The 14963-nt window shown below is 66.1% G+C and carries 9 protein-coding genes and 4 pseudogenes; 2 read left to right on the top strand and 11 right to left on the bottom strand.

The annotated features are described in order from the left end of the window. Positions 1-281 precede the first annotated feature (281 nt). From AMK16_RS33940 to AMK16_RS33915, 6 genes and pseudogenes are all read right to left on the bottom strand, one after another. Positions 282-977 (bottom strand): annotated as a pseudogene (locus AMK16_RS33940) (IS630 family transposase); the annotation flags it as partial. 53 nt (positions 978-1030) lie between these two features. After that, on the bottom strand, positions 1031-1477 hold the full coding sequence (locus AMK16_RS33935; protein WP_073921185.1) for a GNAT family N-acetyltransferase: 447 nt from the start codon (positions 1475-1477) through the stop codon (positions 1031-1033). 115 nt (positions 1478-1592) lie between these two features. Beyond that, positions 1593-2076 (bottom strand): annotated as a pseudogene (locus AMK16_RS33930) (IS5 family transposase); the annotation flags it as partial. Positions 2077-2812: 736 nt separating this feature from the next. Then, positions 2813-2941, bottom strand: a pseudogene (locus AMK16_RS33925) (serine hydrolase); the annotation flags it as partial. 654 nt (positions 2942-3595) lie between these two features. Then, positions 3596-4921 (bottom strand): ParB/RepB/Spo0J family partition protein, encoded by a 1326-nt coding sequence (locus AMK16_RS33920; RefSeq protein WP_073921183.1) that lies wholly within the window; start codon positions 4919-4921, stop codon positions 3596-3598. Continuing rightward, entirely contained in the window at positions 4918-6069 is a 1152-nt protein-coding gene (locus AMK16_RS33915; RefSeq protein WP_073921182.1) for a ParA family protein, read from the bottom strand. Before AMK16_RS33915 ends, AMK16_RS33920 begins: the two co-directional genes overlap by 4 nt. A 437-nt stretch (positions 6070-6506) precedes the next feature. On the opposite strand from AMK16_RS33915, the pseudogene AMK16_RS37985 reads away from it, so the two are divergent. Continuing rightward, positions 6507-6654: pseudogene (locus tag AMK16_RS37985) on the top strand (IS5/IS1182 family transposase); the annotation flags it as partial. Positions 6655-6801: 147 nt separating this feature from the next. Here the strand turns inward: AMK16_RS37985 and AMK16_RS33910 are convergent. The 5 genes from AMK16_RS33910 to AMK16_RS33890 form a co-directional block, all read right to left on the bottom strand. Then, on the bottom strand, positions 6802-7215 hold the full coding sequence (locus AMK16_RS33910; protein ID WP_073921181.1) for a DUF6009 family protein: 414 nt from the start codon (positions 7213-7215) through the stop codon (positions 6802-6804). A gap of 126 nt (positions 7216-7341) precedes the next feature. Then, entirely contained in the window at positions 7342-8904 is a 1563-nt protein-coding gene (locus tag AMK16_RS33905; protein WP_073921180.1) for a DNA primase family protein, read from the bottom strand. Continuing rightward, a complete protein-coding gene (locus AMK16_RS33900; protein WP_073921179.1) occupies positions 8901-9911 on the bottom strand; it encodes a bifunctional DNA primase/polymerase in 1011 nt (336 codons plus the stop codon). Before AMK16_RS33900 ends, AMK16_RS33905 begins: the two co-directional genes overlap by 4 nt. Before the next feature lie 1287 nt (positions 9912-11198). Further along, a complete protein-coding gene (locus AMK16_RS33895; RefSeq protein WP_338014539.1) occupies positions 11199-11402 on the bottom strand; it encodes a helix-turn-helix domain-containing protein in 204 nt (67 codons plus the stop codon). 1007 nt (positions 11403-12409) lie between these two features. Then, on the bottom strand, positions 12410-13423 hold the full coding sequence (locus AMK16_RS33890; protein WP_107417324.1) for a S8 family serine peptidase: 1014 nt from the start codon (positions 13421-13423) through the stop codon (positions 12410-12412). 828 nt (positions 13424-14251) lie between these two features. On the opposite strand from AMK16_RS33890, the gene AMK16_RS33885 reads away from it, so the two are divergent. Continuing rightward, positions 14252-14881 (top strand): antibiotic biosynthesis monooxygenase family protein, encoded by a 630-nt coding sequence (locus tag AMK16_RS33885; RefSeq protein ID WP_073921177.1) that lies wholly within the window; start codon positions 14252-14254, stop codon positions 14879-14881. The last annotated feature ends 82 nt before the right edge of the window (positions 14882-14963 follow it).

Here is a 14963-nt window from a genome sequence, read left to right as displayed (position 1 = left end):
GATGAAAACGACCTCTTAGAGGTCGTTTTCGTCGACGAAGCCCGCCTGCTCCCGATTTGGGCCTGCTTCCAGACATCAATGGAGGGCATCGAGGTGTGTATGTGTCGAACGATGCGCCTGGGAGAACCGTATTGCCCGTCTCATCCCGCAGGGTCTGTCTCATTCCGAGAGGCGCCGACTCCATCCCTTTCGCCCCAGGTGGGCGCCCTTGAAAGCAAGACGTACGAGGCGCCAGTAAGAAGATGGGGCACCAGAGGCGGCGCAAACTATCTGAAAAATCGGTGCAGTGAACCGATCACCTTGCCCGTCGCGACTTCGAGGGCTGCGAAGAGGGTGGTGGTGCCGGCGCGGATGTAGTCGTGGCTGCGGCGCTCTGGAACACCGGGCATCATCGGCAGCACCGGCTGGGACCGGTCCAAGGCCTGGATCTGCGACTTCTCGTCCACGCAAAGAACCAGGGCCTTCTCAGGCGGGTCGAGGTAGAGACCGACGACATCGCGGACCTTGTCAATGAAGAACGGGTCCGTCGACAGTTTGAAAGTCTGCGAACGGTGCGGGGCGAGCGCGAACGCCCGCCAGATCCTGGAGACCGTCGACTGCGACATCCCCGTCGCCGCGGCCATCGACCTCGTCGACCAGTGGGTCGCGTTCTTCGGTTTCTCCTCGAGTGTCCTGACGATCACCCGCTCCACATCGGCATCGGTGATCTTGCGCGGTACACCAGGCCAGGGCTCGTCACACAGACCGTCCAAGCCGTGTTCCAGGAAGCGCCGCCGCCAGGTGCGGACCGTGTCTGGAGCAATCCGCAGCCGACGGGACACCTCCATGATCGAGCGGCCGTCTGCGCACTCCAGCACGATCCGTGATCGCTGAGCCAGAGCCTGAGCCGTCGAACGACGACGTAACCAGCCCTCCAGCACAGCACGCTGGGCACCGGTCACCAACAACGGCGGAATCTCCGGACCAGGACGACTCATACCCGAACTAACGACAAACCTCAGACTCAGGTCACTAGGGCGTGTCCGGCGGATCAGGCCAAGCGCAGGTCGATCCAGGGCACAGTGTCGCCCTCGCGCAGCAGATAGCGTTCGAACTCGGCGAAGCCGTGCTGTTCCGCGAAGTGCAGCCCATCCGCATTGGATGCGAGTACCACGGTCTCGATCACCTTGGCATCCAGCGCACGGGCCTGCCCCAGGGCGCGCTCGTAGAGTCGGGTACCGAGGCCGCGGCGACGGTACTCGGGCAAGACGCGGGTGATGACCGTGGCGGTGGCGCCGTTGTCCTTGGTGGGCGGGCGCACGGTGGTGCAGCCGATCAGGGCGTCGCCGAGGTAGGCGACCTCCATGCGGTTGCGGCCTGTGCGCTCGCGCACGGCGTCGAGCGACAGCACATCGCCGGGGACGATCAGGTTGTGGGCGTACTGCCAATCGTGAATCGAGGCGTCGTTGTCCACCGGGTGGATGCGAAGGTCGGTCATCGGCCCAGCAAACCGGAGCGTGCCGTGATGCGTCAACTGCGACTGCCGTGCAGGGAAGCGCAGGTCAGGGCCGCGCGTGGCGGGTCCAGGTCAGGACTGGGGCTTGTCCGGCGAGTCATGGGCGAAGCCAAAGTCGGATGGCGGCAAGGGTGGCCGTGCCGTGGAAGACGTAGGCCCTCTTGTCGTACCTGGTGGCCACTGCGCAAGAGTTCTTGAGCGCCCAGATGGTCCGCTCAACTTCGTTCCTGCGCTTGTAGATTGTCTTGTCGAAGCCGGTAGGCCGTCCGCCCTTGCTGCCCCGGCGCCGACGGTCAGCTCGCTGGTTCCTCGGTTCAGGGATGGTGTGCTTGATCTGGCGTCGTCGCAGGTAGCGGCGGTTACGGCGGGAGGAGTACGCCTTATCGCCGCCGAGATGGTCTGGTCGGGTACGCGGGCGCCCACCGCCCTGGCGCCCGACACGAATTCGTTCCATGACGGGAATGAGCTGCGGGGCGTCGCCCCGCTGGCCCGGGGCGATCAGCAGAGCCAGAGGGCGGCGTCTGCCTTCACCGGCGAGGTGAACCTTGCAGGGTGAGGCCGCCCCGGGAGCATCCGAGGGACCACCCATTGATCACAACCAGATAGGCGCCCTAGTCGTCGTCGAACCCACCTCGCGGTTCCTGATCGCCGTCTAGGTTGAGCTCACTCTGAAGCCCCGGCCGCGATCCGGACGATCCTGCGGGCCTACCGGCAGTCACAGCGCCGGGTCCTCTACATGGCTACCGAGCCGGTCGCCACCTGCAGGGCAGCCCGGGCCCACATGGGCGGTGGGCCGACGGGGTGTCCTGAGAGCTCGGTCTGCGCCCGCAGGGCGAACCCCGCTCGGGTGCCGGCAGGCACCTCAGCGTCCAGCCGTTCACCTCCGTAGACCCGGCCGTGGCCAGCCGAGCGGCTGCCGCCCCCACCCATTCGGGGTTTTAACCGCGGTTAAAGGTCTTTCGGCGACAGGTGGAAACTGACCCATGAACGGCGGGCCAACAGTGATCCGTTTTGGGATCGTTTGATCACTTGATCTTTGACGGCGGTCATCAGGACTTTTCCTCGGGGCACGCGATGTCCGCCAAGTTCGGCCACTACCGGCGAAGGGGAGCCGGGCGGCGAAAGCAGAACGCGAAACCGAGGGCGTCGGGATTGCTCAGGAGCTGCCCTTCCCCTCGGCCGAGAGGAGCTCAGAGGCGGTGCAGCCGGTGGTGATCTTGGCCCGGACGGTGGGCGAGGTGACACCGTCTGCGAGACCGCTGGTGTTTTGAGGAGCTGTCGGAGCGTGATCCGGTCCCCGTTGGGCACGCCCGCCATCTATTTGGAGATGTGGTCCTTGAGGGCGGCCTTCCCCTCCCCCGCAAGCTGCAGGACTAGGTTGGCGGTGAAGGTCTTGGTCTGGCTCGCGATTTTGAACGGCATGTCCGTCCGCAGGGGTGCCCCGGTCGCGAGGTCGGCGGGTCAGTGGCCCTGACGAAGGTTTCCTCCGGGCTCCAGATGCCGACTAGGACTCCCGAGGTGCGGTTCGTGTCCTGGGCTCGGCAGACGGTTTCTCGGATGTGGCTTCAGTCGGCGCGTCGAAAGAAGCACTGTCGCTGCTACCCGGCACTGCGGTGCCGTCGTACGACTCACATGTTGCACTGCTAGGACACCGACCATGGCCAAGGCGCCGAGCAAACGTCCTTTGGATCGGCCCGTTGGTTCACGGCACCCGTGTATCGATGTCTCCAACCCCGATGAGCGAGAACGCTGGTCTTCAGCCAGCGTCGCGTGTGGGGCGGCCGGCCGCACCCCGGTCATGCCTATAGGAAAGGAGAACTGTTCGACGGAGCCAGAAACGGTCCGACATCCCGCGTTGTGAAACAGCACGTCAGTCTTCGCTGGCACGCGCTCGGTACCGGAACTCCGTCACGTCCAATCCAGTCCACGCGCCCAGCGTGACTGGGTCGACTAACGTCGCTGGGGCCGATCATGCGGGCGGGGAGACACCAGAGGGCCCCACCAACTCTGGCTGGTGGGGCCCCTCCTCTTTGCACATCCAACTCCACTGCCTGCTCGACTCTTAACCACGGTTAAAGGTCAATCCTGGGCGAGGAGGTCTCAGTGATCGGTGTGCGCTTCGAGAAGTTTCTCTAGGAGGACTGCCCACTGAGCCCTGTCCATCTTCTCGAAGACGAGCTCTGCGACAGCCTCGCCGTCGTGCCACGGCACCCGGGGAAGCGAGCGAAGGTCGACCAGGAATTCAGTGTCTGGCGATTCCCCTTCCTCGTCCACCACAGTGGGCGTAAGGGTAAGTGTCGCTTCGGCCATGCCTGAGGATCCTTCGGTGCCCCGAGTAACGCCTTCGGCTTCTGGGGGCTGCACCCTGGCAGGTGCGGCAGGTGCGGCAGGTGCGGCAGGTGCGGCAGGTGCGGCAGGTGCGGAGGGTGCGGAGGGTGCGGAGGGTGAGCCTTCCACCGCCGAAGCCTGCCGGGCGGGATCGGCTTGGAGAGGAGTGGGGGCAGGGGCCGGAGTGGCTGATCCTTTAAACGCGGTCAAAGGTTCAGTTGCAACTACCGTCGGCTGATCTCTGTTAGGGGAGGGAGAAGGGAGTGAAACAGGCCCCTGAGGGCTGGGAGGCGCTGGCGTTGCCTCGGTCGCAGCGCGCAGGATCGCTTGCTGCTGCTCCTTGACTCGGGCTTCCTTCTCCTTGGAGGTCTTCAGCATGGCGAGGAGATCCGCAGCACCCAATGAGGGATCGTCCTTGAGGACGCGGGCGAGCACGCGTCCGTCGCGTTCTGCGACGTCTCCCGAGCTGAGCATGGCCTGAATCTCGTCGGGCAGTGCCAGCAGCGAGAGTTGATAGGTCACCCAGGCTGGCGACTTGCCCAGCCGTGCGGCCGCGCGTGACTTCGAACCGAACTCCTTCTCCTCGGCGCAAATCTCCACCAGCTGGGCCACGCCGCGGGCGCGCTCGATCACGTCGAAGTCCTCCCGGTCGAGGTTCTCCGACAGGAGGTGGTCGATGAAGTCCTCTCGCGTCCGAGCGAGTTCGTCGCGTACGACGAAGTCGAGACTCTCGAGTCCGACGTGAACGGCGCTGCGGTATCGGCGTTCGCCGTTGATCAGGACGTACTCGGCCGACCCGATGAGGGCTTCGTGGTCGGGCCACAGTGCCAGGTAGGCAGAGCGGGAGACCGCAACGCATGCGGCCAACTGGGCCTGGCGTAGCTCCTCGCCGAATCGGGTGAGGTCTTCGGGTGAGCCGAAGTTCCTGCGGGGGTTTAGGGGGGTGGGGGCGACCTGGTCGAGGCGGAACTTGGCGAGCTCGTAGGTGGGGATTTCTCCCTGAGCCATGGCCTTGGCACGGCCGCGTTCGCTGCGTTCGCTCGGGCGGCGTGCACTGGAGAAGGAGGCTCCGCTGCCCAGGAGGTCTTTCTTGCTCACTTCGTCAGTGCTTTCTTCAGATCGCGCATGGCGATGGCCTGCTCGCAGTCCGGGGCGTACTCGAGGAGGGGGCGCTTCAGGCGGACGGCCTCGCGCTGCTCCTTCACATCGGGAATGACGACGAGTACAGGTGGGTGGGTGAACCCTCGCCACTGTTCCAGCGACGAGGTGGCGATGAATCCCTTCCGAGAGTCATACAGGTTCACGACGAAGCCGAGCTGGGTGACCACCACGTCGAGGTCGTCCTCCATGTCCTCGATTTGCTCCAGGAGCATGTCGTAGGCGTCGGCCGAGGTGTCCTCGGCCTGCACCACGACGGCCAGCCCCGAGGCCCGAGGGTCTTCACCATCGCGGGTGCGCGCGTAGTACAGCGCGGTGTCCATGGTGTAGCCCAGGCTTGGCGGGCAGTCGATCACGATGTAGTCGAACTGCTTCTCGAGCTCTTCGAGGGCTTTCTCCAGCGCGGTCTCCTTGACCCGGACGTTGCGCGTGGTGGCCAGCTTCGCGTCCAGGAGGAAGGCGTCCTTGCACGCCGGCAGCAGGAAGAGGCGGCCCAGGAATGGGTCGTACTCGATTGGGATGAGCAGGTCGGAGATGTCACCGTCGGCCTCGCCCAGCATGTACTTGGCCAGGCTCGGTTCTTTGATACCGAGGGGAGTGTGGCCCAGGTGCCGGGTCAGGTGACCCTGGGGGTCGAAGTCGATGACGCAAACGCGGGCGCCGGCCTCGGCCAATGCCTGGGAGAGGCCGTTGCTGACAGCACTCTTGCCTACGCCGCCCTTCTGGTTGCAGACGACGAATCTGCGTACCTGCGCGGGTCGGACGAGCTTCGGCATTTGATGCGTATCGAGCCAAAGCCGGATCGACTGGGCCAGACCCTGGTTGTACGCGACCGAGCGGGACTTGCAGTCCTTCTTGAAGTCGTCGTACAGGCCGGCGGGGAGGTAGGTGGCGAAGGACTGGCCGCCCGAGGTGTCGACGGGCGCGGCGGCGTCAGGGTTGCTTCGCCATGCGTGGATGCCTTCGGTGACAGCGTCTTGAATGCCCACGCTGAGTTGGGCTGCACGGACTTTGAGTTCCTGACGCAGGGCGAGAGGGAGCTTCGCGACTACCTTTTCCCTGTCGGCCGGGTCGTAAGGGGCGGTCATGCCGGTTACCTTACTCGCTTCGCGGGAGGCGACAAGCAGCACACGCAGGTGTTCTGACCGATCTGCGCTGAAATCACCCACGGGAGGAGAAACTGACCTTCACCCTCGTGTGAGCGTCTGCCCCGTCAGCCGCTGCGCTCAATGCCAGGCTCCTGGCGTTCCTTTGTCCCGCGCCTCCCACCTCAGCGACCCGAATACTTCAGGCCGTGGGAGTGGCAGCTGCACACCCACCGCGACCCCAACGCCAGGCTTGCCAAGTTGAGCAGGCGAACCCTCCAAGCTGCCCACCCATACCTCGTCCCGGCCGTTCGGAGACGGCAGCGCTCTCGCTCTCGGCTCGTCTTGGTTCCTTGCCAGAGTTGCGCCCCTCCCCCGAGAGTGCGGACGTGCATCACCAAGTGCTTGTAGTCCTGGCTGGAGGTTCGTCGTTGGCACGCGCTCTGCTCCAGTTGGTCTTCACCAGTGAGATCACCCGCAAGGGCGTGCCCGTCCCGATTCAGGCCGGCAAGCGGTGGGTCGTGGACCGAACGCACTCGTGGATGAACAGCTACGGCGGGCGACGGCGCTGCACCGAGAAGAGCAGCACCATTTTGCTCGCGACAGCGGCACCGAGATGGGCTCGGGCTGAGTTGAAGGCCGTACCGCCACGGCCTCAAGCGCTGCGCGTCAGCTTCCTTGTAGAGGTCGCCTTCTTGGCTGCGCTCTCGGGCGCCTCTAGGCTTTTTCCTGGGATCACCGGTCTTGGGCGGTGCGCGTACTGCGTGCCGTGGTGGCAGTTATCGCCGCGTCGGGGCCTCCTTGGGAGCGGGGGGTCTTCTCCCCCACTCGGCGGGGTTCGATGGTGCGCGGGTCGACGGCTTCGCCGGGTGCGCCTTCTTGGTAGAGGCCGTCGGGTTCGGTGTCCCGGTCGTGCGGCAGAAGGAAGAAGACGCGGCGGAGCTGGAGGCCGCTGTCGGGGTCGGCCTCGGCGTTTTCGTCGAGTTCGCTGTAGCCGACCATACGGCCGTCTCTGGCGTAGCGAGGCTTGCCTCGGCGTCGCGCCGTCTTGTCGAGTGCTTGGCGGACATAGTCGAGGTCGTCGGGGTTCTCCAGCCACACCACGGAGCTTTCGTGGAGGAGGTCGCTCTCGTTCAGCAGCGAGCTCATGGCCGCAGCCCCTTTTCGTTGTCGGTGGCCTGGTGGTGGCCGGGGTCGGTTGGACGGGGTCGATTTCCGGCGGGGGTGCCGGCTTCATCGTAGGTTTGTGCAGTGCGCGTGCGTAGGGCGCCTGGGTTACACATGTGCGGGCTCGGATCCGTCTTCGGTCAGCAGGGCGAGTCCGGGGTAGTACTTTTTGCCGCTGGATTTCATCATGTCGGCTGGTGAGGCGAGGGAGAGTTCTTGTCGGACCCGGGTGGCGAAGGCGCGTGCGGTGGCGGGGCGGATGCCTTCGCCTGTGCTGCACCAGTTGCTGTAGGCGGCGTAGAGGAGGCCTTGCTCTACTTTGAGGTCGCCGCCCCGGTCATTTCCGCGGCCGGCTGCGGCGTCGGTGGCGCAGCACTCGGTGAGGAAGCGGCCGATGTGGTCTTCGGTGGTGGCGTATGCCTGGGTTGCCGTGCGGACGGAAGCGGGTCCGGTGAGCGGGTCTCGTGTGGCGAGGTAGTGCTGGGCGCCTTCGATGAGCCAGTGCAGGATGCCAGGGCCTTCGCTTTGGACGAGTTCCTTGGCGAGGTTGTCGATCTTGCGTGAGGCGGGGACAACGCGTTCGAAGGGGATGAGGCGGATCCGGCGCCAAAAGGCGTGGCCGCCGGTGCCGACTTCGGGGCGGTGGTTGCCCAATAGCCAGAGCTTGTGGGTGGGGTTGAAGCTGAAGAAGTCCTGCCTCATGCGGCGGGCCATGATGCGGTCTCCGCCGGTCAGGAGCTTGACGCGGGACTCGTCGAACTTGTCGTTGGGCTTGAGTTCGCTGCACACCACGATGCGCCGGCCGTGGAGTTCAGTGAGTTCGGTGGAATGCTCGGAGAACTTGCCCTTCTCCATCAGGAAGCCGGGCGGGGCAGCCTGGGCATAGTCGCCGAGGATCTGCGTCATGACGTCCAGGAGCACGGATTTCCCGTTGGCGCCGGTGCCGTAGAGGAAAGGCAGGACCTGGGCGCCGACGTCACCGGTGATGGAGTAGCCCAGGAGCAGGTGGAGGAACTGGATCGTCTCCAGTCCCTTGTCGTCCTCGCCGAAGGTGTCGTGCATGAAGCGGTGCCAGCGCGGGGTGGGCATGGCCTCGGGCGCGACACTCGTGGCGCGGGAGTGCATGTCGCGTTCGGGGTCGGGCTTTCGCAGCTGCCCGGTGTGGAGGTCGACGACCCCGCCCGGGGTGCACAGTGCGTATGGGTCGCCGTCCAGGACATCGGGGTCCAGCGCGAGCGCGGGTGAGGCTTTCGCCTGCGTCAGCATGGCCTTGATGCCTGGTGTCGACATGGACCTGCGACGGTGAGCGGCCAGGTCGCGGTCGCTGAACAGGCCGGTGGGATCGGTGGCGGGCATCTGCTCGGCCATATCGCCAGCTGCCCACACGGCGGACTTCTCTCCTCCTGTGCGCTTCCAGCGGTATTGGGTCCAGTGGTACCAGCCCAGCCCTTCGACGTGGCGGAACTGGTCGCCGTACATCACAGCGAAGAGCTTGGCGTTGCCTCGGTCGGACAGCAGACCGGGCAACTGGCCGACTGGGGGGCTCGGCTCATGCACGGTAGTCGTGCGCTGCTGTGCAGGCAGGTTCGCCGGCCCCGGCAATGGGTGGAAGTCGAGCATCTGCTGGGCGGCGGCTGTGGCGTCAAAACGCGGGCCGTCGGCGCTGCTCATGGGTGTCCTTTGAGGTGAAACGGCCGGCTCATTCCGGCGGACAGGGCGGAGGTGATGATGGCAAGGCTGCGGTGAGTCTGGTGAGGGCGTGCGTGGTCAGCAGCGGCCGTCAGGAGTTCGCGTGCCTGTGAGTCCGTCAGATGGCGGGCGGCGACCAAGCCCCCGGCTGTGTAGGCGGCGCGGTTGAGCTTCTCGGTGAAACTAGCCCCGTGCGGGACCGTGGCGCAGTCGTGGACCTCGGTGAGCAAGGGCGCCAGTAGGCGGGAGGCTCCTGCAGGGCCTGCGACCGGAGAGAGGCGAGGTACGGGACTGGAAATCTGCTGGGGGTGGTCTTCGACTGCGTGACCCGTACGTTCCAACTCGGCGGCGAGCCATTGGGGTAGGGGGGCGGGCAGGCGAGCTTCACCTAGGGGGCGGTAGGTGCCCGCAGCAGTCCGGGTTGCGGGGGCGACGATGTAGCCGCCGTTGGCCCGGACGTCGACCTGCCAGGCAAGGGCCACCTTGGGGCTTGAGCCCGTCGAGGAGCGGTAGCGCGCCTGGGTCTGGTACCAGATGTGCAGTCCCCCTGAGGGGGTTTTGACTCGCAGTGTGGTGTCGTCTTCTGCGGGATTAGGCTGCCTGCGGTAGGCCGCGAGAAGGGCAAGGGTGTCGAACCCGGATGCCAGTCCGGTCAGGTTGACTCGCTGGTGGATCACGATGCCCGGCAGTAGCCGGCTGCGGTCTGGTACTTCAGCGCCGTGAGCGTCAACGTCCAAGACGACCAGGCCTGACGGGCCACAAGACACCCCGACACCGAGAGCTGGCTGCGCACTCCACCAGGCGGCAAGGCGGGTGCTATCGGTGGTAGCAGCGTGAAAGCCGTGACACCACTTTCCCTGGGCTGTGCAGGGGCATTCCTTGGCAGGGTGGGGGTGCTCCCGGCAATCGGGACAGTTGGCAGCTGGTGTCTTGCGGCCCGGCGCGAGCGGATGTACAGGCCATCCCTTCGAGGCGCACCACATGGCCACATCGAAGGGACTGGCGCCCTCGGATGTTGATGAGCCTGTGGTCTCGCTATGGCGCGGCACGTTGATCGTCCTCGTCGAGGGACCCAACAGCGTTTTTTAGTCCCTGAGGTAAATGCGCTGGTCAAGGCATCGAAGAGCCTCGGGGAGGGACTGAAGGGACCGAGTTTTCAAATGAGTTTCAGAGCCTACCGTAGTGGGCGGTCATGGCGGCGCTGTTGTATCGGATCCTCAGTCCCTTCGGTCCCTGACCCCAAGGATCGCGGGGATCGCTGCCCCAACGGCGGGGTTCGACCTCCCGGGCGTGTCGGCTCGGTCGTTGCCCCCGTCCGTAGGGACTGGCATGAAGTCCCAAGGGACTGGACATGCCTCAGTCCTCTTCGGTCCCCTTGTAAAAGACCAGCTCAGAGGCATGTTTTCTGGACTGGAGGGACTGAAGGGACTGAAGAAGCCTAGTTATGAGCGATCCAGCGCTGGGGACACGCCATACGCGCGGGCACATACACACGCACCCGTGATCGCAGGAACTGGAGATTTCAGTCCCTTGAGTCCCTCCAGTCCCCTTCGGGTTTTCCAAGAAGCTTCTGACCTGCATGTTTACTGGACAGTGCGAGAGGGACCGAGCGCTCGTAGGGACTGCCGCCGCCTGCGGGATCATGACGGGAACTGGCATCGTCCAACTAAGCCACGCCCCCACTCAGCCCGCTTGGGCCAGCGTCCCCCGAACCTCTTCCGCTGCGGAGCCTGGAAAAGCGCATCGATCAATCCGGTTCCTGCCGCCGGGGACCAGGCGGTCGTCGCGGTTCCCGGTCCAGATGCGCGACAGTTGGAGATACGGGCCAGGAGGTAGCGGCCAGACGGGGAAATGCGTGGGGGGGCAGCGGCGTGGGTCGGCGTGGACGCCGCCCAGGCGTCCACGGAGTGCAGCAGTTCGGTGGCGGCGAGGGGTGCCGCGGTGTCGAACGGCTATCTCGATGAAGCGGAGTCCGCGGATGTGGGCCAGCAGGCCGGGGCACTCGGTGCCGCTGATGGCCCTTCTGCATCCACTGGTTACCCACCGAGTCTTCCGTGGAGGCCAGTGCGTTGGGGTCGATGCTGGGAGAGAGGCCGGTGCAGCGAGCACCAGCCGTGTGCCGCCCGGCCGTGCGAATGCTGCGTGTTGCCCATGACCCCACGTTGCTGTTCTGTTCGCCGGGCGGGACGTGGCTACCGGAGCGGCCGGCGGAGCTGGGTACTTTCGGAAATGGTCATGGACGGAGCCTCAGGCGCGCCTGTGGACAGACTTTCGGCCTACGGTGCCGGAACAGGCGCCTTGGTGAACGTGACCGGCACTGTGTCCTCGGCGGGGAAGGCCGTGTTGGCCGGAGCGGGGTAGAGCTTCGCGAGCTTGTCCAGGAGTCGGGCGTAGACGTCGCGCTCCGGCAGGCGGGGCACGGTCTTCCCGGACTCCCACCCGCTGATTGTGGCTCGGCGCACCTGCAGCGCGGTGGCCACCTCATCGATCGGCAGGCCGTGCGCGGCTCGCAGGCGCTTGCGCTCCGCCGGGGGCGGCCGTGCCGGGAACGCTGCTGGGAGACCCGGGCGAAGACACGGCCTCGGCACTCCGGGCACGCCAGTTCCATCCGCGGAACGCAATGAACGTCCCGCCAGGCACGGCCACAGCCGAAACGTCCAGTGACGCGTTGCTGTTGCTGGCGGTGACGGCGCAGAGCAGCAGGGCGGCGGCGAGGCCGGTGGTGCGGGCTTGCAAAGTCCACGGCATCAACCTGTTGGCGGGGTGCCGGTCCTTTGTCGCGGAGGTGGGCAACGGGCTTGCTTCCTCGAACGTCCTGATCTCCGCCTCCGGCAGAGCTGGCGCCAGCTCGTACCGGTGTGTGGCCGCCCCGAAAACGCGACTGCTCCGGGTCCCGTGCCGCCATGTCCCGTATCTGAGCGCGTACACCGCCCCTGTCCCAGCTCGCCATTCACCGACTGTAGCAATGACGTCTGATGCCCGGGCCGCCCCACCTTCGCGCTACGCGGCTGCTGATGGTGCTCGCGCCGTGTCTCGTCCTGCTCAGCTCTCGGACCAGCGCGCTCAAGTTCCGGTGGCACGGACCAGATCATCTGAGACGGCAAGCGAACCGGACCAGTTCGCCTGAGACAGGACAACCCAGGTCGGTTTCGACATGGGGTTTCACCTGCTCGAAGCACGGTAGTTGTCATCAACTCGGCGCACTACTTGTCACCTCGCCCGGCACAGCACGCTTGGTGTCACCCGGGGTTCGGCTGAGTATGAGGATTCCGCTACCTCGTCGTGAGGTCCTGGACGACAACCGGCTGTCGAGCTATCCGGCGGGCGGCTGAACCACGCCTTCCCCACGAGAGCCCGTGCCCGCCCGTCGGCCGCGCACGGGCTCTCGTCCTACCCGGCCCATCGTCCGCGATCCGAGTGAGAGGCGACCGGGAGCGGGTGCGCGGCCGGACCGCAGGGATCACCGCTGGCAGCGGCCGCTAAAGGGTCAACCGCGACGGCGTTTGACGGTCACCATGAACCCGAGGCCGAGGCCTACGGCGACGACGGTGCCGAGTGCCAGCCACTGCCAGGGCAGGCCCGCTTCCGCAGCTTCCGCCGGGGCCGCAGCGGTCTGCCCGGTGCTGGGGGTGGGGGTGGGGGTCTTCGCGGGGGCCGGAGCGGCCAGGGGGTCGACGTCAGGCGCCCCCGGGTTTCCCGCCTTCTCCAACAGCACCATGCGCGGGCGGGCCGCCCCGTAGCCGATCCAGTCGTTGCGCTTGGCGCCATCGACGGGGCCGCCGGCGGTCTCGATGAGGACGCGAGCGACCTGATTTGCGGTCCAGTCGGGGTGAGCCGACCAGACGAGCGCGGCGGAGGCGGAGGCCAGGGCAGTGGCGTACGAGGTGCCTGCGTCCTTCACACACCAGGCGGTGTTGTCCTGGCAGCGGATCGGGGCCTTGCTGCCGTATGCGGACAGGTCCGTGTCCGGCCCGTGGGAGCTGAGTTGCAGCGGCTCGCCGGTCTCGTCGATGGCTCCTACACCGATGACTCCCGGCACCATGGCGAGCAGGTTGTTCGCGTTGTTGCCCTCCCCCTCATTTCCCATGGCAGCGAAGACGAGTGCCCCCTTGCTCTGGGCGTACTGGACAGCCGGCTTGAGCTTGTCGAAAGCGTAGTGGTCTCCCCAGCTCAAATTGATGATCTTGGCTCCGTGGTCGGCTGCGTACCGAATCCCCGTGGCACCCTCAAAGCCTGCGGCAAAGGCCATGGTCGTGCCGAGGCTGGTGCGGACGGGCATGACCTTGGCGCCGGGAGCCAGGCCCTGCGGGCCGCCTCCTGAGCCGTCACCGACGATCGCTGCGGTCATGGTGGTTCCGTGCCCGTCGACATCGTCGTGCGGCGGGTACTTCTTGTCCGGCTGCTCGGTCGGCGGTGACATGACCGACACGCCCGGCAGGACGGACTCGCTATGCACGCCCGGGACTTCCTTGAAGCCGCTGTCGACTACGGCCACCGTGATGCCACTACCGTCTGCGACTTTCTACATCTCCTGAGCCTTCATGACCGTGAGGTAGTCCGGCGGGTCCGTGTCGGCTGCCGCAGGCATCACCGATCCTGCGCTAACCGTCAGCGCTGCGACGGTGACGCCCGCCGCCCTCCGCCACGACCCTCGTCGTACGGTGCCCTGCATTCCTGCCCCCTTGTCTACGCGCGCTGCAATCTCGCGCGGACCTACCTCATCACACGCGACGCAGACCGCCTGTAGGCGGCCGTGTTGTTCCGGATCGGCCGCGGGCACCTCATCCGACCCCGGAAACCACACAAGCCCCGCAGAGCGCCGGAATGGGAGCGTCGCTTCACTCGTATGGGTCGCCCCGTTTCCCGTTCTGAGGGCGAACGTCCGGCCACGACGATGCGTGCACGAGCGGAGCGAGAGGGACGGCAGCGGCCCCACCACGGCAGCAGCTGCTCCCCGCCAACCACGGCACCAGCGTCCGTGCGCCTCACGCACCGCATCCGCGACGGCGCGGGCACGGTCCCAGCCACACCCAACCCAAAATCCGGCAAACCGGACAGCCGCCGGGGCACCCCTCCCCCACAGCCAGCCGCCCTTCTCACCCCGAAATACCCGCAGCCGCCCAAACACCCGGCTACGGAGACTCACGGACCCTAGATGATCGATTCCAACGGGTCAGTGGTCGGCAATCAGGGATCGGGTGATGGGCTGGCCGGTGGCGAAGCAGCCCCATCATGTGCTGGAGGATTGTGGACGTAGTTGCTTCGCTCGCCGGGTAGCGTGACCGGATCATCTTGACCTGAAGTGTGGTCGAGGTTTCACGATGGTGCGGTGACTGATAACGGAATCACCCTGATCGACGCGTGGGAACTGCCCGAGGACCGGATCGACGAGTCCATCGCACGCTGGCGGGAGCGCGTGGGACTCATCCACGCCGCCCCCGGTTTCCGGGATGCGCGGCTGCACCGCAGGCTGTTCCCGGAGTCCCGGCTCGGCCTGGTCAATGTGGCGCACTGGGACAGCATCGAAGCCCGGAACGAGGCGCTGGCGAATCCCGGCTTCACCGCGTCGGCGGCCACCACGGCCAGCTATGCCACCGTGCACGGCGGATGGTATGAGGTGGCGGCCGAATTCCGCGCAGTGGGAAACGATTCAGGCGAAGGGCCGAGAATCACCCTCGTCAATGCCTTCGAACTGCCCGCCGAGCGGATCGATGAGTTCCTGCCGCACTTGCTCGGCCGCGCAGAGCTGATGAGCAAGGCGTCCGGCTTCCGGGACAGCCGGCTGCACCGTGCGGTGGACCCGGACACTCGCTTCCAGCTGGTCAGCATCGCGCACTGGGACAGTCCCGAAGCATCGCGCACAGCAGACAACGACCCCCGCTTCCAACAGAGCCTGTCCGCCTCCCCTGACTTCGCCATCGCCGATCCCGCACTCTTCCAAGTTGTCGTCGAGTTCTGAGCGCGGGTCGTACGCTCCCGAGCCGTTCGCCCCGGCGGTCGGATCCGCTATGTAGGCAAGGGGCCTCTAAGAGGTCGTTTTC

This window comes from Streptomyces sp. CB00455, from assembly GCF_001905445.1.
In the GTDB taxonomy this organism is placed as follows: Bacteria; Actinomycetota; Actinomycetes; order Streptomycetales; family Streptomycetaceae; genus Streptomyces.
The sequence above is the reverse complement of the archived record's forward strand: the minus strand, read 5'-3'. Positions and strand labels throughout refer to the sequence as shown.

Bases quoted from the DNA above. Each gene is read 5' to 3' on its own strand.
- AMK16_RS33935 (WP_073921185.1), bottom strand. From the start codon at position 1,477: ATGACCGACCTTCGCATCCACCCGGTGGACAACGACGCCTCGATTCAC.
- AMK16_RS33915 (WP_073921182.1), bottom strand. From the start codon at position 6,069: ATGACCGCCCCTTACGACCCGGCCGACAGGGAAAAGGTAGTCGCGAAG.
- AMK16_RS33910 (WP_073921181.1), bottom strand. From the start codon at position 7,215: ATGAGCTCGCTGCTGAACGAGAGCGACCTCCTCCACGAAAGCTCCGTG.
- AMK16_RS33905 (WP_073921180.1), bottom strand. From the start codon at position 8,904: ATGAGCAGCGCCGACGGCCCGCGTTTTGACGCCACAGCCGCCGCCCAG.